The sequence below is a fragment of the Paenibacillus sp. GQ49 genome (assembly GCF_059759055.1).
This window is the reverse complement of sequence record NZ_JCAXEL010000012.1, coordinates 118,916-139,246: the sequence shown is the minus strand read 5'-3', so window position 1 is coordinate 139,246 and position 20,331 is coordinate 118,916. Positions and strand designations below refer to the sequence as shown.

Below are 20,331 nucleotides of genomic sequence, written 5' to 3'. Positions count from 1 at the left end.
TAAGTGCGATCATCAGAGGAACCAGACTTATGTCAATGAATCAACTAGACCAAATCACATCAGCAATGGGTTTGGAACAGGGGTACTTTTATGAAATGTATGGAGTTGAATGTTTTATTGAATCTGCGCCCCATTGGAGGCGATTAGAACCGTATTTATTTCGTTGTGCTGAACTTGGTAAGCTAGATATTATACAACAAGTCATTACTCATGTAACAGATGATCAATCCTATATTGATGAGTTATTTAATGTGGCAGAGAGTCTCTATAATAAAAGCACCAATGAATCTGCACTCATTATATATGAATGTGTGGCCGGTAGTGAGAAGTATCAACACTCGGAGCGGTTGGCCCTTTGCCAGTACCGCATTTTCTTGCTTCATAAAACACTGAGTAAATTTGACAATCTCAATGCAGCAGTAAAGTTCGAACCTTATATTGATAAATTAAATGAAGAAGTGCAATTGGATGCAATTAAAGACTTGGCTAACGTGTATATGACGATACATTTGTGGGACAAGGTCGACACATGGGCACGGGAACTGGAACGGAAAGCAGAATTCCAATTAAAAATTCAATCTCGTAGGCGAAAAAATAAAAGAAGGCTAACAGCCTATCCTCTTTTTACATATGTAGCCTATGCACACTTATTAATAGCAAGCGTTTATGATGCCCGTAAGGAATATGAAAATGTCCTAAAGTATACAGAAAAATACTTGGAAATAGTTGAGCTTGGGAATCCTACACAAGAGGATCAACAAATAATAGATTTGTTCCGAGTATGGGGGGAAGGGAATCAATATGCCTCCCAATTAATGCTTGGTCAAGAAAATGTAATCGATTCTTATTTGGATTATATCGAAAACAACCCATCAGAAATATTAGCTGGATTCGTTAATATTTTGCAAGCAGCTAATCAGTATTCTTTTAACATTGACTTTGCTTTAGATAGATTTAAGAACCAGATCAAATTGTTTAATACAGACATGCACTTTAAAGGTGGTTATAACGATCAAATGTTAAACCACGGGTATCAAGATTTTTACTATGAATTGGGATATTATCAAATAAAACAACGTAATTACTTACTTGGGATTGATGCCTTACTCATGTGTTTAGAACTCTCTTCTTCAAGTAAAGATGACCTGATGTGTATTAAATGTTTAGATTTGTATGGGGAGTATAAGAGCGAAGCCAATGAATCACAAATGAAAAAGTACAAAAATGTAATAGAAAAGTTAAGCACACCAACTTTTTGATAATGAAATATCTAAGAAGGGACGGTGAAGAAAATGTCCAATATAAGTTCCTATATTGAAAAACACTTGAAAAATAAGAGATTCAAGACGATCACATGCTAGTAAAGTGTGTAGATCTATACGGAACTTATAGACAGCAAGCTAGTTTGTCTCAGCAAGAGACGTATTCACAATTATTTAAGACGATAAATATTAAATAAAACAAACAGCCTATCTGCTTTTGAGGTAGGCTGTTTTGTGTTTTGAAAAGGGATTAGACAGAGCGCAATGCCTTTTCTAAAGATTTGTTTTTACAATATTATGCAAAACATATTATGTTCTAAAAAGCACTTGTAGTCATTAGCGAAACTAAATAGCTTACTCATATTAAATGTTTTTCTAGAATGTCCTAGAGGGGTACATGCCATGAGGGAACTAAGTATCTTGAAAGACCAGATCGAGCAAGGTCGGCAAGAGTTGAGTCGCTTGGTAGATCAATATGGAATCCCGAATGTGAAAGTGCTTGAGCAATCGATGGCGTTGGATGAGCTGATTAATGAATATAATCGATATTCCTTTAGAATGAACCTGAAAAGGTAAATAATATGTCATTCCAACTCATCCAGCTTGAAGCTTAGATTTAAAGATCAGCTTCTTCAATGAACTTAAAGTGAAAAACAATACAAGACACATACCTAATTTCACACCGATATCTGAGAGGCGTTGAATGTTACCGGCGGCAAAAACATTGTATCCATTGGTGATAGATGAACTAAAATGATCCCCAAAGAACAGATAATATGATCCGAAAATGACCATATGAGAAACTGTATACAAAATAGAGAAGGCAAAGGGCGTCAAAGAGATGTAGATATTTTTGCTGATAACAAACAAAATGAGTGTTTGAACAGCTAGGATCAGACCACCAATAAGCATGAAGCTACTGCGCCCTGAAAAGTCATAAGCGCCGCTGAAAAATAAATTCTCAAAAAGCGTAAATGAATCGAGGGCACCAAACATATTTTTGAAAAGACCCAGATATGCCTGCAAATATCCTAATCCAAATAAAATGGGAACTGACAATAGACACCAACGATCAATGTTTTTGCGAGTTAGCAGCAAAGCACTGCTCAAGGCACATAGTGTAATGAAGGCTATTGGGAAAAGTTCGACCACTCTGTTATGAACATCATAATAATGAAGAGCTACTCCTGTGAACAGGGAGCTTAAATACAGGATCAAGCTCATGGTTATAAACTGTAGGATCAGTTTACTTGATAGACCATAAGTCTCTTGAGTCAGTTTAGTTCTTATGCTGATAGGATCGCCAAAGGACGCTATAGCTTTTGTGGTGGCTTGTTCTTCAGTGCATCCCTCATTGATATGATGCTCTTTGGAAGAGTGTAAATGAGTAGCCATTTCTTCAGCCAATTCATCGCGCTCTCGCTTGGATAAAAAGGTTCTCTTAAACACTTGGTCTAAATAAGATTGAATGTCCATTCGCCGTTCCTCCTAAGAAAATATTGATGATATGTGTATTTTGTTCCCATGAGGTTTTGATCGCTTCAAGTCGAAGTTGGCCTTCATCTGTTATCCTGTAATATTTTCGTCTAGGCCCACCTTCTTGATCACCCCAGTAGCCTTCAATGTAAGTATTGGCTTCCAGCCTCTTTAATGCAGGATACAGCGTACCTTCCTTGAGCAGAAATGCCCCATCGGTTACTTGATTAATGTGTTGAGATATTTCATAACCGTATGCATCTTTTTGACTCAGGATGGAGAGCACAATGCCATCAATATATCCTTTAATCATCTCATTCTTCAACTCATACACCACCTACTATGTATTTCTATGTAGTTAAATTAACATATATTTGCAAGTAATTCAAGGTCAACAATTATATCTTTTATAAAGTTGTATCAATTCTTAACGAAAGCATAAAAAAGCCCTGCTCGTAACCTTTGCTAGAAATAAAGGTGCCGAGTGGGCAATTTAGATTAATGAATTCTAATTAGTATAAACATTCCCTGCACCATCAACGGATACTGGTGCCCAATTCACAATGCGAATGTGATAATCATTTCCTTTGGGAACACCTGTTAAAGAAATTGTGAAACGATCACCTGCAGCGGATGTATAGTTACCGTAAACAGAAGAAGCATTTCCGAATGTTTTCCATCCGATAAAAGAATCTTGAGCGACTTGATAAGAAACATCTGCATGGTAATCACTGCTAGCATATTGCCAACCTATGAGACTTACAGCATTACCCTGTGTAGAAAAAGAGTTAATGGTATAGTGAGCTCTTCCATAATTAAAACCAGTAAAAGAATAGTAATCAACCATAGCATGTGTACTGAATTCTGGTACATTTAAGGCCGCTACAGTAGCGGGATCATCATCACCTAAAATCAATTTCCATTCATCTTCAGACTCTTTAACATATAGTTCGTTTTTGGATTCAACTCCCGAAACGTTACCCTGAAATGTTACAACAACTGTCGATTCATTCTCTGTATGTGCATCAATGATTTTCATCGATTCAAAGTCACTTACAGAATTGTAGTGTTTGTATTTTGCGATTTGTTTCTCTTTACTTGGGTATCTCAAGTCTACAACTAACTCTGTAGCTTCAGCGAAATTCCCTTCAGACATAGTATCGAAAAATTTTTGTACAACTAATTTAGCAGCTACTTCCGGATTATCGGATGCCTTAACGGTAGGGGTAGAATAAAAAACGCCTCCAAGAGTAACGGTTAAAGACAATAAAGGGATTAACAGTTTTCTTATCATTTTGATTAGCATCTCCTTTAGTTTTTTAGTCAGATTAAATATTCCTCAAGTTAATTTAGGCTAGAACTAGATAGACTTAATTAAGTCTTATATGATGATTTTGCCTTGTTTGAAGAATAATTTTAGATAATAACACCTCCTGTTTTGATGATAAGTTTATTTGCATAATATTATTTTTGTTAGTTTAATGAAAATAGTGATAATAATGTAAAAAAATAATTAGAGAGGTGATTTTGGCATATTTGCTATCAAATCGGGCGCTCTAATTTTTAGGATGACTCGCAATAATATCACGTGGAAAATAGAATTTGTTGAGATTATACGTAACATGAAATAGACTGAGATGATATTTAACTTTAATTGAGTTTTGAAGTTCCCATTTCCAATATTGTATTATCAAAGGAGAATTTAAATTTGAAAAGTAAAATGATTTCCTTAGTAGCCCTTATCTGTTCACTTGTATTATTTGTTATTGGATTTCAGTTTATTGCTCAAAGTACTGATTGGGGTATGGACAAAGCTATGTTGGTTCTTGCAGAATACCAAAATGTAAAGTCTGATACCTCTGATATCTTTGGTAGTTTTATAAACTCAGAGATTTGGTCGTATAAAATTGAAGGAATATTATTGATATTTGTAGGGATGTTAATGTTGTATTTAGCAAATTCATTACGAAGTAAATAATAAAAAAAGTATTCGGGACCCGAATACTTTTTTTTCTTATTTACAATTTAATCTTTAGTTCACCATATAAGTATGAAAAAGGTTGAATTTCTTTGAAAACCTTTGTAAATAAACAATTTATTCTGCAAAGGAATATAATATGAATTTTTTGGCAATGTATCCTAAAATGTTATACAAAGAGGGGGTGCATGCTGTGAGTGAACCGGTACAGATCACAGATAAAATCGAACGGAACAGGCAAGAGTTGAGTCGTTTGGCGGAGAATCATGGCATGCAGGACAACAAAGTCCTCCGACAGTCCATGGTACTAGACGAGCTTATTAATGAATATTATCGATTCAAATATAAAAGCCAACTCAGGAACAGACAACCGATTGCATAATGCAGTCGGTTTTTTGGTCTAATTAGTGTTCTATAGAAATAGCGTAGTCGACTGTAGCGATACAGTCGGCTTTTTTTGCGTTCACCCTGAAACCTATGCGGATAACTTGAAATTCCGTACCAATTCCAGGATTGGCAGGATAGCGGATGATCATTAAAACTGGATATGATGACCCCAGATATATCCAGATTTATCTGTGAAGGGGGCTCATACAATGATCGGAAGAGGGAGGGATGAACGGAAATGATGGACAAGGTACGCATTTTTTTCGGAAAAAACGTAAACCTGCGCACCAAGTTGCTCCTGTTGTTCCTGGCGCTGACGTTGCTGCCGCTAAGTTTGCAGGGAATGATGAACTACAAGCATTTCTCGCAGACGATGGATCGCAAGACCGAGCAGTTCACCATTGAACTGGTTCGCCAGATTAATGCCAATCTGAATCGGCTGCTGAAGGACTTTGAGCGGTTGTCGCTCTTGCCGCTTTACGATCAGATGGTGCTTGGCATTCTGGACAAATACAACGCTTCAATGGGGTCGGGTACATGGGCGAAGTCTGAGGATTATCTGAAAATGAAGCTTTACACATCGGGTCAAGCTTATGACCGGCCGGAGATTCGGGGAATACATCTGATCAGCAACAGCGGCATTTTGTTCTCCAATCTCGATTCACTGGCGGTCAAGCCGGTATGGGACAGTAGGCAGGATGATTGGTTTGCAGAGCTTGAAGACTCGGAAGGGCCATGGCGCCTGCTTCCTCCGCATCAACCCGGCTATTACACGGGTGGTCAGCAAGAATCGTATATATCGGTGGGCAGAGTGCTTCGAGATCCGGGCACGCTCCAGCGATTGGGTTACATTCTGATTGATATCCGTCTGGAGGCCTTCGGTCAACTGTTATCCAATCTGAATTATGAGCAAGATGCAAGTCTGATGATTGTAGACAGCAAGCAGCGTCTGCTGTTCGAACGGACCTCGACCGGAGGAATGTCTGCGTACGACCAGTTGCTAATGCATGGACAGCTTCAAAGCTATGCAGGAAACCAAAAAGTTATTCTGGATGGGCAGCCCTATCTCTATGTACAACACCATTCCAGCTATTCTGGGCTTTCGGTGATCAGTCTTACACCTATTGCTGTGATTCAAAAGGAGTCGGGTGAGATGCTCACCTTTACAATATGGTTCGCAGTGTTATGTATGGCGGGTATAGCGATTCTGGCGGTTCTGTTATCCTATCGTATCACCCGGCCGCTGATTCGACTGAAGCACCACATGATTCGGGTGGAGCAGGGAGATTTTAGCCAGCGTGTAGCACACTTCAGCAGTGATGAATTCGGACAGATTAGCCGGGGTTTTAACCGAATGATGGAAGAGATTCATCGACTGTTCAATGAGGTGTTTCTGCTGGGCATTCAAGAGCGGGAGGCAGAGTTGTCAGCGTTGCAAAGCCAGATGAATCCCCATTTTATATACAACACGCTGGAGTCCATTAACATGATGGCCATTCGCCAGAAGCATGCTGAGGTATCGGACATGGTGACGGCGCTTGGCAAGCTGCTGCGCTATACGATTGATAAGGTGGACCGGATGGTTCCACTTGGGGACGAACTGGCTTTTGTACAATCCTATATACGCATTCAGCAGGTACGTTACGACGGTAAGTTGGAGATTATCTATGACATCGAAGAAGGGGTAACCGAGTATTTGATTCCTAAGTTGGTTCTGCAACCGCTGGTGGAGAATGCAGTCTACCATGGCATTGAAGGGCAGGAAAATGGAGGAGTAATCTGGGTATCTGCCTTGAAATTCGACCATGAGCTGCTGATTAGTGTACGAGACAACGGTAAGGGTATGACTCAGGCAAAGATTGACGAGTTAAATGAGTCCATATCAAAACAGCCTTCCAATGAGGCATTACGTTGCCAGGCCGGGGACAGTCTGGGGCTTAACAATATCGCTCAGAGGCTTCGCCTCATGTATGGAGAAGGCGGCAGCCTAAGCATTGATGGAAGTCCCGGGCAGGGACTGGTGGTCACGATATCCATTCAACTTCTACCGAAAGGGGATTGAAGCGCATGTATAAAGTATTGCTTGTAGAGGATGAGACAGTCATCCGTCAGGGACTGAGGGAACTGATCGTACAAGTGTCTTCTCAGTTTCAGGTAACGGGCGAAGCATCGAGCGGTACCGAGGCGCTGGATTTTCTGAGATGTGAGGTGCCGGACGTGTTAATCACGGATATCCGCATGCGTGAAATGGACGGATTAACTTTGGTAAGCAAAGCCAGAGACATGTACCCTGAATTGTTAATGCTCATCATTAGCGGCTATGGCGAGTTTGAATATGCACGCAGAGCGATGGAGTTTGGAGTGTTGAACTACCTGTTGAAGCCAATCGATCGTTATGAACTGGCATTATGCATACAAAAGATTCAATTGCTGCTGGATCGCAGATACGGTATTACAACTCTTTCTATCCCTGAGCCATCTGTGAAAACAGAACACGCTGGTGGAGATACGCGGAAGATTATCCGAGATGTGAAGGAGTACATCAAGCAACATCCCGATGGAGATCTGCGACTTCAGACGATAGCAGATCTTGTTAACTTGAACCCTACTTATTTAAGCCAGTTGTTCAAGAACGAAATAGGCATCAATTATTCCGAATACATCACAGAGGCACGTATGGAGCGGGCCAAGTGGTTGCTGATCAACACGGGTCTCAAAATCTATGATGTGGCGCGGTTATCCGGGCATCAGAGCCCTAAACACTTCATGCTGGTGTTCAAGCAGCAGGTGGGATGGACCGCAGGAGAATATCGAGACCGATTCAGTATCTCTTGAAAAACCATACCATTTCTGTAGTTGACGTGATTTAAGGGGGAACGATGCTTTCGTTATACTTTGGTTGCACATGTATACCACGACGTCCATAAGGGGGATTTCCATGAAAAAAGCAGGACTGATACTGGTGTTTATACTCATGATGATGGCTTCAATCGCGTGCGCAAGCTCCAATTCCGGCAGTGAATCTGGGGGTGCAAGCGGAGAGAATGGAGAGGTCGAGCTGAAGTTCATGATGTGGGGCAATCAGGCGCATATGGATGTATACAACAAGTTGATCGATGACTTCACAAAGGAAAATCCAGGCATCAAAGTAACGATGGAATCCGTACCTTTCGCAGAATACCAGCAAAAAATCTCGGTGCTTGCTGCCGGAGGCTCTCTTCCCGATCTTGCCTGGGTATCGGAGCGAATGATACCACAATTCAAGTCCAACCACATTCTGGCCGATGTATCCGAGTTCAAGGATGATGCACAGTTTAAGCTGGATGATTATATTCCAAGTACATTGGATTTGTTCCGTGATGGCGATGAACTGCTGGGACTACCTTTTTCTACACCTCCGGTGGTCATGTTTTACAATAAATCGCTGTTCGACCAAGCCGGCCTGACTGACCCAAACACACTTGCCACCCAAGGACAATGGACATGGGAACAGTTCGAAGAGTCCGCCAAAGCCATTACCAGTAAGGATGCGACCAACCGAATCTATGGTGCCAACTTTTTTCGCGACTGGAAGACCTGGGCGGTGCTTTCTTCCTACTCCTGGTCCAATGGAAGCGGTCCATTCGACGAAGGCATGACAACGTTCACCTGGAACGATGCCTATGGCGTACAGACCTTTGAACTGCTGGAACGCATGATGTTCATCGATGAATCACACCCGAAGGCGGGCGAACAGGTCAGCTTTGATGCAGGTAATGTGGGCATGTTCTTTGATAATTACAGCTATGTTTCCAAAGCAAGGGAAATTACGGATTTTGAATGGAGCATCGCTCCTATGCCTTCTGGCTCTCAAGGCAGTGTGCCGATGCTAGGGCAGGCCGGATATGCCATGTTCAACGACAGCAAACATCCAGAGGAAACGAAGAAACTGTTGAAGTATTTTGCCAGTGAGCAGGGGATTCAGGCGACAGCCACCTACTTTGTACCTCCGCGTACCTCTGTTCTGAACTCAGATGCATTCATTCTTCAGCCAAATAATCCGAGCAAAGAGCATATCGTGCAGGCGGTCATTGATGAAATGCCAAAAGCGCGCTTAATTCCCGGTCATATCCGTTGGCAGGATATCGACAATGCGGTATTGCAGGGATTTGACCGACTATTTGCAAAGACAGCGACAGCTGAGGATAACCTGAAACAAATGCAGGAAGAGATCCAAAGTGTGTTGCAACCCTAAATCATTCGATCGAAACCGGAGGTGAGAACGATGGGGAAATTCAAACAATTACTTGAACGGAAACCGCTGTCGCTGGTGGTCAGCCTGCCTGAGAATGATATTGGTTTGGCACGGGCAGCTATGGAAGAGGGCGCTGATGCACTGAAGGTACATTATAATGTCGGTCATCGCGCCAGCGGGAATCATTTTGGTCCATTGGACATGTACGCCGAGGTGTTTCGGGCGATCCGCAGTGAGTTTGGTGGCCCGCTTGGGGTTGTACCTTCTGGCAGTATTGATGGAGCACAAAGGGAGGATGTGGAGCGTCTTGGTGGGCTGGGCTTTGATTTCTATTCCATCTATGCACATCACTTGCCATCTTTCATGTTGAATGACTTGGGGCTGGACCCAACGTTTGCGATCAATGAAGAATATGATGATTCCCTCGTAACATCAGCAGCGCACTTCGGCTTTACCGCTCTGGAGGCATCCATTGTACCTGGAGAAGAATATGGTACACCGCTAAGCTTCGCGGATGTACTCAAGTATCGCCGTCTGGTCTTGCAAGCCCAGGTACCGGTATTGGTTCCTTCCCAGCGAAAGCTGGTATCGGAGGATGTTCGGGTGCTGCGCGATACCGGGGTAAAGGCGATCATGCTTGGGGCGGTCGTGACAGGCAACACGGAGGAACAGCTGCGAAGGGCTGTGAACGGGTTCCGCAATGCGGTGGACAGTCTGAACCGTCCGGACTATATAAGTTGAACTAAAGAATATTTACACTTGCCACTCCGATGCCAGAACAACCTTCCGATCGCTGTTATCCCCAGATTTTTTTTGAATCCCATATATAAAGGGGAAATCCGGGGATAAGCATATGCTTCCGATGCAGCTTTCTTCCAGAAAGCTTTTAGGCGACCACTTCGCTTCTTCAGGTTTTTTCTGTCCTCTACGTTCTTGTGTAAATGTATAGTTCACCTTATATAGAATCGTCACAGAGTTCAGCTTCGGAGGAAATTTGATTAAAAGGGGGAGGCCTGATTGTGACCCATTTACGCAAGCGCAAAAGAGGGGGGCCGCTCGCCAGAGAGGCCCAGATCGCGGGTTGGCTGTTTGTATCGCCAATGGTGCTTGGGTTTACCCTGCTGCTGTTATTTCCCATGGGTCTCGCGTTATACATGAGCCTGACCGATTGGCCGCTGCTGGGGGAACATCATTTTATTGGATTGGAGAATTACCGGAATATTATGACAGACGCCATGTTCTGGAAAGTGCTCGCCAATACGGTTTATTTCACAGCGGGGCTGGTGCCGCTTAATATTGTGCTCGCCCTGCTGCTCGCGTTGTTGCTATCCAGAAGCATCCGCGGCATCGGAATTTTCCGAACAGCCATCTTTGTTCCGGTCATGACCTCGCTGATCGTATGGGCCATCGTGTGGAAGCTGATGTATGCGACAGAGTCGGGATTGATTAATCAGCTTCTGTTGATGCTGGGCATCAAAGGTCCGGCCTGGCTTTACAATCAGGATTTGGCAATGCCAGCGGTTATTGTGACAAGTGTGCTGAAAAATGTAGGTCTGAATATGGTGCTGTTCATTGCAGCCATTCAGCAGGTACCGCGTTCACTGTATGAAGCAGCAACATTAGACGGGGCGGGTAAAAGGGGAACCTTCTTTCACGTCACGCTGCCCATGATCACACCAACCGTGTTTTTGACCGTAGTCATGACCGTGATTGGTTCACTCAAAGTATTCGGGCAGATCTATGTGATGACACAGGGCGGGCCGAGCAACAGCACCAAGGTATTGGTTTATTATATCTGGGAAAAAGCATTCAAATTATTTCAGTTTGGTTATGCTTCTGCTCTCGCATATGTGCTGTTCTTTATCGTGCTAATTCTGACGCTGCTGCAATGGCAGCTCCGAAAGAGGTGGGTATTCAATGAAGGCGATGCCTAGTCCTTCGGGGCGGAAGATAGGAAGTACTCTGGGGACGTATTTGTTGCTGACTCTGATTTCCCTCATTATGATTGTGCCATTTATCTGGATGATATCGACATCATTCAAGGAACCCCAGAGCATATTCACCTATCCACCGCAGTGGATACCGGATACTTTCCGATTTCAGAACTATATCGATGTCTTTCGATTGATTCCGTTTCACCGTTTTTATTGGAACAGTATCTACATTTCTGCGTTGGTTGTGATAGGAACAGTATTTTTTGCTTCCCTCGCCGGTTACGCATTCGCCAAAATTCCGTTTAAAGGACGTAATGTGGTATTTCTCATCCTGCTAAGTGCGATGATGATTCCCCATGAGGTGACAGCGATTCCGATGTTTCTATTTATGCGACAACTGGGGTGGATTGATACCCATCTTCCGCTGATATTATTGCCGATCTTTGGCGCGGGTGGTGTATTTGGCATCTTTGTGATGCGGCAGTTCTTCATTACGGTGCCAACCGAGCTGGAGGAAGCGGCGATGATCGACGGCTGCAACCGATTCCGGATATATGCGCGAATTATGCTGCCCATTGCCAAGCCGGGTATGGCTACGCTGACGATCTTTACGTTTGTGACGATCTGGAATGAGTTTTTTGATCCGTTGATCTTCATTAACTCGCGTGATCTAATGACGCTGCCGCTTGGATTATCCCTGTTTACAGATGAAGTGGGTACAGCCTGGCAATATCTGATGAGCGCCACCGTCATGGCAACCTTGCCGCTGTTAATTGTTTTTTTCCTGGCACAGCGGCGCTTCATTGAGGGGGTTGCCATGACGGGACTGAAAGAATAAGCCGTGTAATACGTGCAATAGAACGGAAGGAGGGACAACATTTGCGTGAACGGATGAGCATGAAAAAGGAAGAAGCAGATGTCGTTATTGTGGGAGGGGGCCCTGCGGGTATAGCGGCAGCCATTGCGGCTGGACGGCAGGGTATACGAACAGTGCTGGTGGAGCGATATGGATTCGTTGGCGGGATGTCAACTGCCGCTATGGTTTATCCTTGGATGACTTTCCACACAGAGCGCGGTGAGCAGGTCATTAAAGGTATTGCGCAGGAGATTGTGGATCGATTGCAGGCACGTGGCGGCTCCCCGGGACATCTGCGTGATACGGTTGGATTTGTGCATACCGTCACGCCGTACCATCCAGCCATCTTTCAGGTGGTTGCAGCAGAGATGTTGCAGGAGGCTGGTGTCCGGCTGTTGTTGCACAGCTTTGTGGACGAGGTGGTCGTTGTGGATGATCGGGTGGAAGCGGTGCGGGTGACCAACAAGTCTGGAAGAAAGGAGTTCCAGGCGAATGTATTTGTGGATTCAAGCGGGGATGCGGATCTGGCTTATCTTGCGGGTGCTTCTGTGGCAAAGGGACGAGACGGCGACCATCAGTCACAGCCGATGACCATGAAATTCCGCATGCGTGGTGTGGATCTTGGACGAGTGAAACAATACATGCTGGAGCACCCGGAGGATTTCTATGTAAAAACTCCCTTTGCTGAACTGGACAGCATTCCGTTAACCGGGGTGAGTGGTTTCTACTCCCAGTGGAAAAAAGCAGGTGTGCCGATTAATCGCGACCAGGTATTGTTTTTTACCGGACCGGCAGAGGATGAAGTGCTGATTAATTGTACGCGGGTGCAGGGACTTGATGCGACAGATGCCGAGGATCTGACCTCTGCGGAACAGGAAGGCCGGAAGCAGGTGCTGATGATTGCTGAGTTTTTGCAGCGTGATGTGCCTGGATTCGAACGGGCTTCGATCTCGGCAGTAGCGCCGCAGATTGGTATCCGTGAATCCAGACGAATCATTGGGCATTACGCATTGACCCGGACGGATGTAGTTGCAGGACAAAAGTTTGACGATGTGATTGCCAGAAGTGGTTATCCGATTGATATCCATGACCCTTCGGGTCAAGGTGTGGTGGCTGCCTTTATAGAGGGGGATGGGGCGTATGATATTCCGTATCGCTGTTTGATCTCTCGCAATATCCGCAATCTGCTGGCGGCAGGACGCTGCATCTCTACCACACATGAGGCGCATGCAACGACAAGGCTGACTCCAAGCTGTATGGCTACCGGGGAGGCGGCAGGGACAGCGGCTGCACTAACAGTGAAGATGATGCTGGACCCGGTGGAACTTCCGATCGAGCTGTTACAGGCGGAATTACGTCACAACGGAGCGGCGATCTAGCGGATGAGCTGATTGTGGACGAATTGGGCGAATCGGGTGAATCATTAATAGTGGGAGTGGGTGTTTATTTAATTCGCGGTGGTGGTGTAAGTTTTAACGAACCTGAGGCGTCTAATTCGGGGATATAAGCTGAAATGAAAAATGTAACGAATCTCAGTGAAGCTATTTTACTCCAAACCCTGAAATAGGCGGTAAAAGCGGGGTGAATCGGAAGAATAGAGCGTCTACGATTCGTTAGATTAGAAACTATCCCACAAATAGCTAAATAAGCTTCCCTCAGTTCGTTAGAAATTGGTGGGAAGCTCGTGAATTGATGAGCATAATTGTAGCCCCAAAGAATCCATATCCACTGCATAGGTGGGTTTAGAGTCTGTGGGGCGTTCTCATTCTTTTCATCTATTAGGTTCTTTCTTTCATGCGTTATTCCCTCCGATTATCAATTCATCCGTGCCTCAAGTCGCCTTGCAACAATGGACAGTGCGTAGTTGATGACAAAATACAATACGGCTGCGAGTAGCAGGGCCGGGATAATGTAATCGAAACTTTGACCGCCAAGGATCTGCACGTTGTGCATGAGCTCCGGCAGAGAGATGATGATCGCCAGTGAAGTATCCTTCAGGAGTGAGATGAACTGGCTGACCATCGGCGGGGACATGCGGCGTAGCGCCTGTGGCATGATGATGCCACCAAGGGTCTGCATGTAGCTCAGACCCGAGGAGCGGGCAGCTTCCACCTGACCGCGCTCAACGGATTTCAGACCGCTACGGACGATCTCGGCGATCATCGCGCCTTCGAACAGACTGAGTCCAACAACTGTGGACCAGAAGACGGACATTTTAATCCCGAGCTGTGGAAGTACCATGTGAATGAAGAAAATGATAAGCAGCAGCGGCAGATTCCGGATCGTATCCACGATCACTGCCACGATCTGTGACAGAACAGGGATACGGGTAAACCGGATCGTACCCAGCACAGTGCCAAGCACAAAGCTGAATATAATGGATAGCCCTGCTACCTGTAGGGTAATCAGGAATCCTTGAAGCAGGAAACGAAGGTTGGGCCACGCATAGGCCCCGCTAAAGTCCATATTTTATTAGCCTCCTTCTGTATGCAGGAATGGAATAGCGAAGATCAATAGATGGGGCATGGACAAGCCGATATATTTCCCTAAAAATCTGCGCCAGGTACAAGTCAATATGTTACATGGTGACCTGACCTGCCGGTTTGTTTTTCTTCGGTTTGCCTTTGGTGCTGCGCGCTTCTGCATCGCTCTGTCCAAACCTGCGCTCCATATAATGCACCAGGAAGCTGAGTGGTAGTGTCAGCACCAGATAGAACAGCGCAACAATGGTGTAAACACTTAGCGGTTGGAACGTATCCGAGTTAACCAGGTCGGCAAAATACATAAGATCCATACCGGCGACAACGGCAAGAATGGATGAGTTTTTGACCAGATTAATAAACTGGTTGCCGATGGACGGCAGTACAATCTTGATGGCCTGGGGCAGAATGATCAGGTTCATGGCCTGTACATAGGACAAGCCGGAAGACCTTGCTGCTTCCAGTTGTCCACGCGGCACCGTCTGAATGCCCGCTCGGATCGCTTCGGCAATGAAAGCGGCGGTGTAGATGGTCAGACCCAGAGTACCGGAGACAAACCCATCCAGCGAGATGCCTAGTGCAGGCAGTCCAAGATAGAAGAAAAACACAACCAAAAGCAATGGGATGTTTCGGATAAATTCTACAAAAGCCGTGCCGATCCAGTTCAGCGGTTTCACTGGGGATATCCGAAAGATAGCCAGGATCGCGCCAAGGATAAAGCTGCCAATGAGAGCCATAATGCTCACTTGAATGGTATTCAGGAACCCTTCCAGAAAACGATCCGAGTGTCGCATTAGTACGCTGAAATCCAATGTGCCCATATAGGCGAAGCCTCCGTTCTCCAGATGTAGAAACGGCGATTACGTCTGCTCATGCTTCGCATCTAACAGACGAATTCGCCGCTTATCTATCTTAATTCGGGTTACTCGGGCTTCGCGCCCAGCCATTTCTCATGTAATGTGTCATATTCCCCGCTGTCTTTCATGCTTTTGAGCAGCGTGTTGACTTCCTCCACGAAGGCAGTGTCACCTTTGCGAATGGCCATACCATAAGGTTCGCTAGTGAAATTGCCACCAACCAATTGGAAGCTGTTATCCGTCTGTTGCATGCCGATGAGGATGATGTTATCTGTGGTCAGCGCCTCGCCTTTACCTGCTTTGAGAGCAGTGAATGCATCCTGATAGTTATCGAATTCAAGCACCTCAGCATCCGGGGCTTTCTCGCGAATATTCTGAGCGGATGTGGAGCCTTTCACCGCGAGCACTTTCACCCCGCTGAGGCTTTCCAGGCCGGTAATCGCACTGTCATTTTTCACCAGCAGGGATTGGCCTGCTTCAAAATAAACATCACTGAAATCTACCTGTTCCTTACGCTCATCCGTAATTGTCATTGTGGCAATGATGATGTCGATATCTCCATTTTGCAGCATGGGAATACGTGTCTTGGAAGTGACCTCTTTCAGTTCGACCTTGGTCTCATCTCCAAGGATCTGTTTGGCGAGTGCCTTGGCGATATCAATATCGAATCCTTCAACGTTGCCACTTGCGGGATCTTTCAAGCCAAACAGTTTCGTATCGTATTTCACACCGGCAATGAGCTTGCCGCGTTCCTTAATCCGCTCAATCGTGTCTTTCGCCTCGGCGTCACCACCACCGCTAGCTGAAGGTGTATCTGTACCTGTGCTACAACCTGACAATACAAGGGAGAGAATGAGGACAAGCATAAATGATGGCCATTTCAATAATTTCTTCATGAATAAAGACCCCTTTCAAAATGGAATATTGGATTATTCTCAATGATGAATCAGACGGCTCAGGAATTGCTGTGCTCGTTCTTCTCTGGGGTTGTCAAAAAATTCAGCGGCAGTGGCCTCTTCTACAATTCGGCCTTCGTCCATGAAGATAACCCGGTCCGCAACTTCGCGGGCGAATCCCATCTCATGAGTAACGACGACCATGGTCATGCCATTATGGGCAAGGGAACGCATAACATCGAGGACTTCCCCGATCATCTCGGGATCAAGAGCAGAGGTAGGTTCATCAAAAAGCATAATTTTGGGCTCCATGGCGAGTCCTCTGGCGATGGCTACCCGTTGTTGCTGTCCACCGGACAACTGGGAGGGATAACTGTCTGCTTTGTCGGCAATGCCCACCCGGGTCAGATACTTCATTGCTGTTGCGGCTGCCTGTTCTTTGGGTTGTTTGCGCACCTTCATGGGTGCAAGGGTAATGTTATCGATGACTTTTTTGTGAGGATAGAGATTGAAGTGTTGAAATACCATGCCGATGTCACGGCGGAAGAGGTTAATGTCCACCTTTTTCTGATGTAGAGGGATCCCACTGACGACAAGTTCACCTTCGGTAATGGTCTCCAGGCGGTTAATACAGCGGAGTAACGTGCTTTTGCCGGAGCCGGAAGGTCCGATAATGACGACGACCTCTCCTTCTTCGATGTGAAGATGGATATCCTTGAGGACATGAAAATGACCGAAATGCTTCTGGACACCCCTAAATTCAATCAAGAGTACACCCCATCCTTTCTGCAACGTCTGTTTGTAAAAGGGATAATAAGGAATAAATTGAAACTAGTTATTTAATCATACATAGTCATCCTGCTTCTGGCAATTGGTTTGTGATAAAACATGACATAAGTAATGGGTTTCATAGGGCTATAGCCAGTAATTATGTTATATATCTGTCATGTTATTAAATCCCTTGTGACGAATCCTGACAGAAAAATGAATCTATTCTCCTAGTTGTTTTCCAACCTTTGGAATAGTTGTATAGAGTATACTGAAAGTGATGTCTGATTTATGACTCTGATTAACAAAACAAATAGCATCAAGTTCCACGTGTACATGGCAAGAAAGATCAACCCTACACGTCATGCCATTGATAAGATGGAGCAAGAGAGCATCCGTCTGATCCCATAACCATTCCATTACATGTAGAGAGGATGATTCTGAACGATGAATACATATCACTCCCCAATGTCGACAGGAGCAAGTGCCCAGTCCGATGTTCAAGCTTATGAAGCCAATTTGCCTGTCATTCCTGCTCAGGATTTTCAGCTTACAGACTATGGAGCTGTTGGAGACGGCGTAACAGATAATACGGAGATGTTCCGACTTGCCATCGCTTCATGTGCTGAAGCAGGAGGTGGGAGAATCGTAATTCCGGCCGGGGTATGGCTCACAGGCCCGATTGTAATGCGCAACCGGATCGAACTACATGTGGAAGCAGGGGCACTGGTTACATTTAGCCGAAATTTTGATCAATACCCATTAATTGCATCAAGCTTCGAAGGCTGGCAGGTGGTACGTTGCCAATCCCCGATCGATGGTGATCAATTGGAGGATATTGCGATTACCGGTAAGGGGATATGGGATGGTGGCGGTGAAGCTTGGCGACCAGTGAAACGTTCGAAAATGACCACTTCACAATGGAACCGATTAGTCGCTTCCGGTGGTGTTGTAGAGCAATCCGGCGGAGATGAAGAAATCTGGTGGCCTAGCACGGCTGCACTTGAAGGCGGCACCATTGCGAATCAATTGCATCAAGAACAGGTACGTGATATTGCAGCTTATGAAAAAGTCAGAGACTTTTTACGTCCCAACATGGTTAGTTTACGGAGATGCAAACGGGTATTGCTGGACGGTCCAACGTTCCAGAACTCACCTGCATGGAATCTGCACCCCTGGGCATCTGAGCATGTCACCATTCGTAACGTGAGTGTGCGGAATCCGTGGTTCTCACAGAATGGAGATGGGCTGGACATTGAATCCTGTCGTCATGTGGTGGTGGAGAAGAGTGTATTCGATGTCGGTGATGATGCGATCTGTCTGAAATCAGGCAAAGACGCCGAAGGCCGTGAACTTGGCCTGCCATCGGAGTACATCACCATTCGGGATTGCGCGGTGTATCATGGTCATGGCGGGTTTGTCATTGGCAGTGAAATGTCCGGTGGTGTGCGGCATGTGAGAGTATCGGATTGTACGTTTATCGGCACGGACATTGGACTTCGCTTCAAAAGCGCACGTGGGCGCGGCGGAGTGGTCGAGGACATTCAGATTGAGCGCATATATATGAAAGATATCATTATGGAAGCCATCTCGTTTTCCTTTTTCTATGCAAATCAGGAAGGGTCTGCCCGGGGCAGTGATCTATCTCAGGAGGTTAGCGAAGAGACGCCAGTGTTCCGGGATATTCGAATATCGGATGTGGTCTGTGCCGGTGCCGACACTGCGTTGCTTGTGAGTGGATTGCCGGAACTGCCTTTGGATGGGGTGATCATCCAGCGTTACAGCGTGCAAGCTCGCAGTGGTATCCAATGTGCTCATGCGAAACATCTGCATATCGCTGAATTGCTGGCGCAGATCACTGAAGGTCCGCTGATTCATTTGCACCAGTGCAAAGGGGCAGAATTAGAGAGTATTCAGGGCAAGGGCGCGGATGGCCGACTTCTGATGGTGACAGGACACGAATCCGCAGGCATTGTCTGCCGAGAAGGTGATGCCGACACAGAAGGTCGCCAGATCTCTGTTGGTCCCGAGGTACGAAGTGGTGTGATCATTCGCAGGTAAAAGGTATGTAATAAGGTTTATACAAGTGGGTCAAACTCAGCCGCAGTGGCGTAGCCATAGATCCAGTAATCGTGATGCCTTTTGATATAAGGAGTACGTAATCTCTGGAGCGAGGCTACCCACTAGGCTTTTATATGAAGTTATCTGATGATCTACCGGTGTTCCTTGCGATAGCGCAGCGGTGTTGTACCGGTAACCTGTTTGAATGTTTTGTTAAAATGAGCCGTATGCTCAAATCCTACCTTCTCAGCGATCATCTGGACACGCTCTTGTGTGGACAGTAATCTTCGCTGTGCCTCTCGGACCCGGACAACACGCAAGTATTCGCTGAATCGAAATCCGGTAAATCGGCTGAACATTCGGCTCAGATAGGATGGACTGATATAAAAACGATTGGCTGCACCCTCCAGCGTAAGTGGTTCGGTATAGTTTTTATTCACATAAGTGACAATTTCACTGATTTTGTCCTGCATCGGATGCAAGGGAACGGGGCATGACTGCCGGATGTTCTCCTCTACCCGATGAATTCGGATCAAAAGTTGGGCAAGCAGACTTCTTACGGCGATTTCATAGTGAGGGCGTCGCTCTTTGCATTCTTGCAGCATCTGCCACAATATACGTTCCATCTCGGGCTGTTCCGCTTCAGGCAGGCGAAGGAGTCTTGAACAATTAAAAGGCAGCAGACCACATATGCCAAGTTCCATCCCCGTTGCAAAAGCAGGAGAAAAACCGATTAATATCCGTTCGAAGCCGGGAATACTTCCTTTGGAGGTGGTATGTACATCGTGTGGATTAATCAGAATGAAATCACCCTTGCGGGCGGACAGAATCTGACCATTCATGGAATATACTCGTTCACCTTCAAGTAAGTAATACAGTTCGTAGAATGGATGAGCGTGAGGTTGTGGCATACCATTCCCATCATGTCTGCGCATATGTTCAATGGTAAATGAATGTTCACCGATTCGGTATTTGGGTCCAATCCGGTCCTCTATGAGACTCATGGTACAGCTCCCCTCTGCTTCACGGATTAACAACGATATCCATATCATAACGGAAAATCCATCTTTTTGTAAACGCTATCATTGGAAATCGCGTGCTGTCAAGGTGACAAAACTTGAATGATGTTTTAGAGTAGGGGG

General features: G+C 45.4%; 20 protein-coding genes. 12 read left to right on the top strand and 8 right to left on the bottom strand.

Annotated elements, in window-relative coordinates; translation table 11 throughout:
• The first annotated feature begins 29 nt into the window (after positions 1-29).
• Positions 30-1,259, top strand: a complete 1,230-nt coding sequence (locus AC6CIF_RS20425; protein WP_433749780.1) for a transcriptional regulator — start codon at positions 30-32, stop codon at positions 1,257-1,259.
• 405 nt (positions 1,260-1,664) lie between these two features.
• Positions 1,665-1,838 (top strand): Spo0E family sporulation regulatory protein-aspartic acid phosphatase, encoded by a 174-nt coding sequence (locus tag AC6CIF_RS20420; RefSeq protein ID WP_433749783.1) that lies wholly within the window; start codon positions 1,665-1,667, stop codon positions 1,836-1,838.
• Positions 1,839-1,856: 18 nt separating this feature from the next.
• On the opposite strand, the gene AC6CIF_RS20415 is transcribed toward AC6CIF_RS20420, so the two are convergent.
• The 3 genes from AC6CIF_RS20415 to AC6CIF_RS20405 form a co-directional block, all read right to left on the bottom strand.
• Positions 1,857-2,738, bottom strand: coding sequence for a permease prefix domain 1-containing protein (locus tag AC6CIF_RS20415; RefSeq protein ID WP_433749785.1), 882 nt, complete (start codon positions 2,736-2,738; stop codon positions 1,857-1,859).
• Positions 2,704-3,072, bottom strand: coding sequence for a PadR family transcriptional regulator (locus tag AC6CIF_RS20410; protein ID WP_237177740.1), 369 nt, complete (start codon positions 3,070-3,072; stop codon positions 2,704-2,706). Before AC6CIF_RS20410 ends, AC6CIF_RS20415 begins: the two co-directional genes overlap by 35 nt.
• 174 nt (positions 3,073-3,246) lie before the next feature.
• Complete coding sequence (locus AC6CIF_RS20405; RefSeq protein ID WP_133386966.1) at positions 3,247-4,032, bottom strand: nuclear transport factor 2 family protein; 786 nt, start codon at positions 4,030-4,032, stop codon at positions 3,247-3,249.
• Between the two features lie 414 nt (positions 4,033-4,446).
• On the opposite strand from AC6CIF_RS20405, the gene AC6CIF_RS20400 reads away from it, so the two are divergent.
• From AC6CIF_RS20400 to AC6CIF_RS20360, 9 genes are all read left to right on the top strand, one after another.
• On the top strand, positions 4,447-4,716 hold the full coding sequence (locus AC6CIF_RS20400) for a hypothetical protein (RefSeq protein WP_498201337.1): 270 nt from the start codon (positions 4,447-4,449) through the stop codon (positions 4,714-4,716).
• 193 nt (positions 4,717-4,909) lie between these two features.
• Positions 4,910-5,098: an aspartyl-phosphate phosphatase Spo0E family protein gene (locus tag AC6CIF_RS20395; protein ID WP_047840476.1), complete on the top strand. Its 189-nt coding sequence runs from the start codon at positions 4,910-4,912 to the stop codon at positions 5,096-5,098.
• A 243-nt stretch (positions 5,099-5,341) separates the two neighbouring features.
• Positions 5,342-7,165 carry a sensor histidine kinase gene (locus AC6CIF_RS20390; RefSeq protein ID WP_498201336.1) on the top strand — a complete coding sequence of 608 codons (1,824 nt, stop codon included), beginning with the start codon at positions 5,342-5,344 and terminating at the stop codon, positions 7,163-7,165.
• Between the two features lie 5 nt (positions 7,166-7,170).
• On the top strand, positions 7,171-7,938 hold the full coding sequence (locus AC6CIF_RS20385; RefSeq protein ID WP_498201335.1) for a response regulator transcription factor: 768 nt from the start codon (positions 7,171-7,173) through the stop codon (positions 7,936-7,938).
• A 103-nt stretch (positions 7,939-8,041) separates the two neighbouring features.
• Positions 8,042-9,337, top strand: a complete 1,296-nt coding sequence (locus AC6CIF_RS20380) for an ABC transporter substrate-binding protein (protein WP_498201334.1) — start codon at positions 8,042-8,044, stop codon at positions 9,335-9,337.
• 30 nt (positions 9,338-9,367) lie between these two features.
• Positions 9,368-10,078: a hypothetical protein gene (locus AC6CIF_RS20375; protein WP_498201333.1), complete on the top strand. Its 711-nt coding sequence runs from the start codon at positions 9,368-9,370 to the stop codon at positions 10,076-10,078.
• A 278-nt stretch (positions 10,079-10,356) separates the two neighbouring features.
• Positions 10,357-11,271 (top strand): carbohydrate ABC transporter permease, encoded by a 915-nt coding sequence (locus AC6CIF_RS20370; RefSeq protein WP_498201332.1) that lies wholly within the window; start codon positions 10,357-10,359, stop codon positions 11,269-11,271.
• Complete coding sequence (locus AC6CIF_RS20365) at positions 11,255-12,109, top strand: carbohydrate ABC transporter permease (RefSeq protein ID WP_498201331.1); 855 nt, start codon at positions 11,255-11,257, stop codon at positions 12,107-12,109. Before AC6CIF_RS20370 ends, AC6CIF_RS20365 begins: the two co-directional genes overlap by 17 nt.
• A 59-nt stretch (positions 12,110-12,168) precedes the next feature.
• Complete coding sequence (locus tag AC6CIF_RS20360; protein ID WP_498201379.1) at positions 12,169-13,506, top strand: FAD-dependent oxidoreductase; 1,338 nt, start codon at positions 12,169-12,171, stop codon at positions 13,504-13,506.
• Positions 13,507-13,942: 436 nt separating this feature from the next.
• Here AC6CIF_RS20360 and AC6CIF_RS20355 read toward each other — a convergent pair whose 3' ends face one another.
• From AC6CIF_RS20355 to AC6CIF_RS20340, 4 genes are all read right to left on the bottom strand, one after another.
• Entirely contained in the window at positions 13,943-14,593 is a 651-nt protein-coding gene (locus tag AC6CIF_RS20355) for an amino acid ABC transporter permease (protein WP_017691038.1), read from the bottom strand.
• Between the two features lie 112 nt (positions 14,594-14,705).
• Positions 14,706-15,428: an amino acid ABC transporter permease gene (locus AC6CIF_RS20350; protein WP_036616642.1), complete on the bottom strand. Its 723-nt coding sequence runs from the start codon at positions 15,426-15,428 to the stop codon at positions 14,706-14,708.
• A gap of 101 nt (positions 15,429-15,529) precedes the next feature.
• On the bottom strand, positions 15,530-16,360 hold the full coding sequence (locus AC6CIF_RS20345; RefSeq protein ID WP_498201330.1) for a transporter substrate-binding domain-containing protein: 831 nt from the start codon (positions 16,358-16,360) through the stop codon (positions 15,530-15,532).
• Between the two features lie 39 nt (positions 16,361-16,399).
• Positions 16,400-17,128 (bottom strand): amino acid ABC transporter ATP-binding protein, encoded by a 729-nt coding sequence (locus AC6CIF_RS20340; RefSeq protein WP_421893485.1) that lies wholly within the window; start codon positions 17,126-17,128, stop codon positions 16,400-16,402.
• A 447-nt stretch (positions 17,129-17,575) separates the two neighbouring features.
• On the opposite strand from AC6CIF_RS20340, the gene AC6CIF_RS20335 reads away from it, so the two are divergent.
• Entirely contained in the window at positions 17,576-19,189 is a 1,614-nt protein-coding gene (locus tag AC6CIF_RS20335) for a glycoside hydrolase family 28 protein (RefSeq protein ID WP_498201329.1), read from the top strand.
• Positions 19,190-19,341: 152 nt separating this feature from the next.
• On the opposite strand, the gene AC6CIF_RS20330 is transcribed toward AC6CIF_RS20335, so the two are convergent.
• Complete coding sequence (locus AC6CIF_RS20330) at positions 19,342-20,193, bottom strand: helix-turn-helix transcriptional regulator (RefSeq protein WP_076216503.1); 852 nt, start codon at positions 20,191-20,193, stop codon at positions 19,342-19,344.
• Between the last annotated feature and the right edge of the window lie 138 nt (positions 20,194-20,331).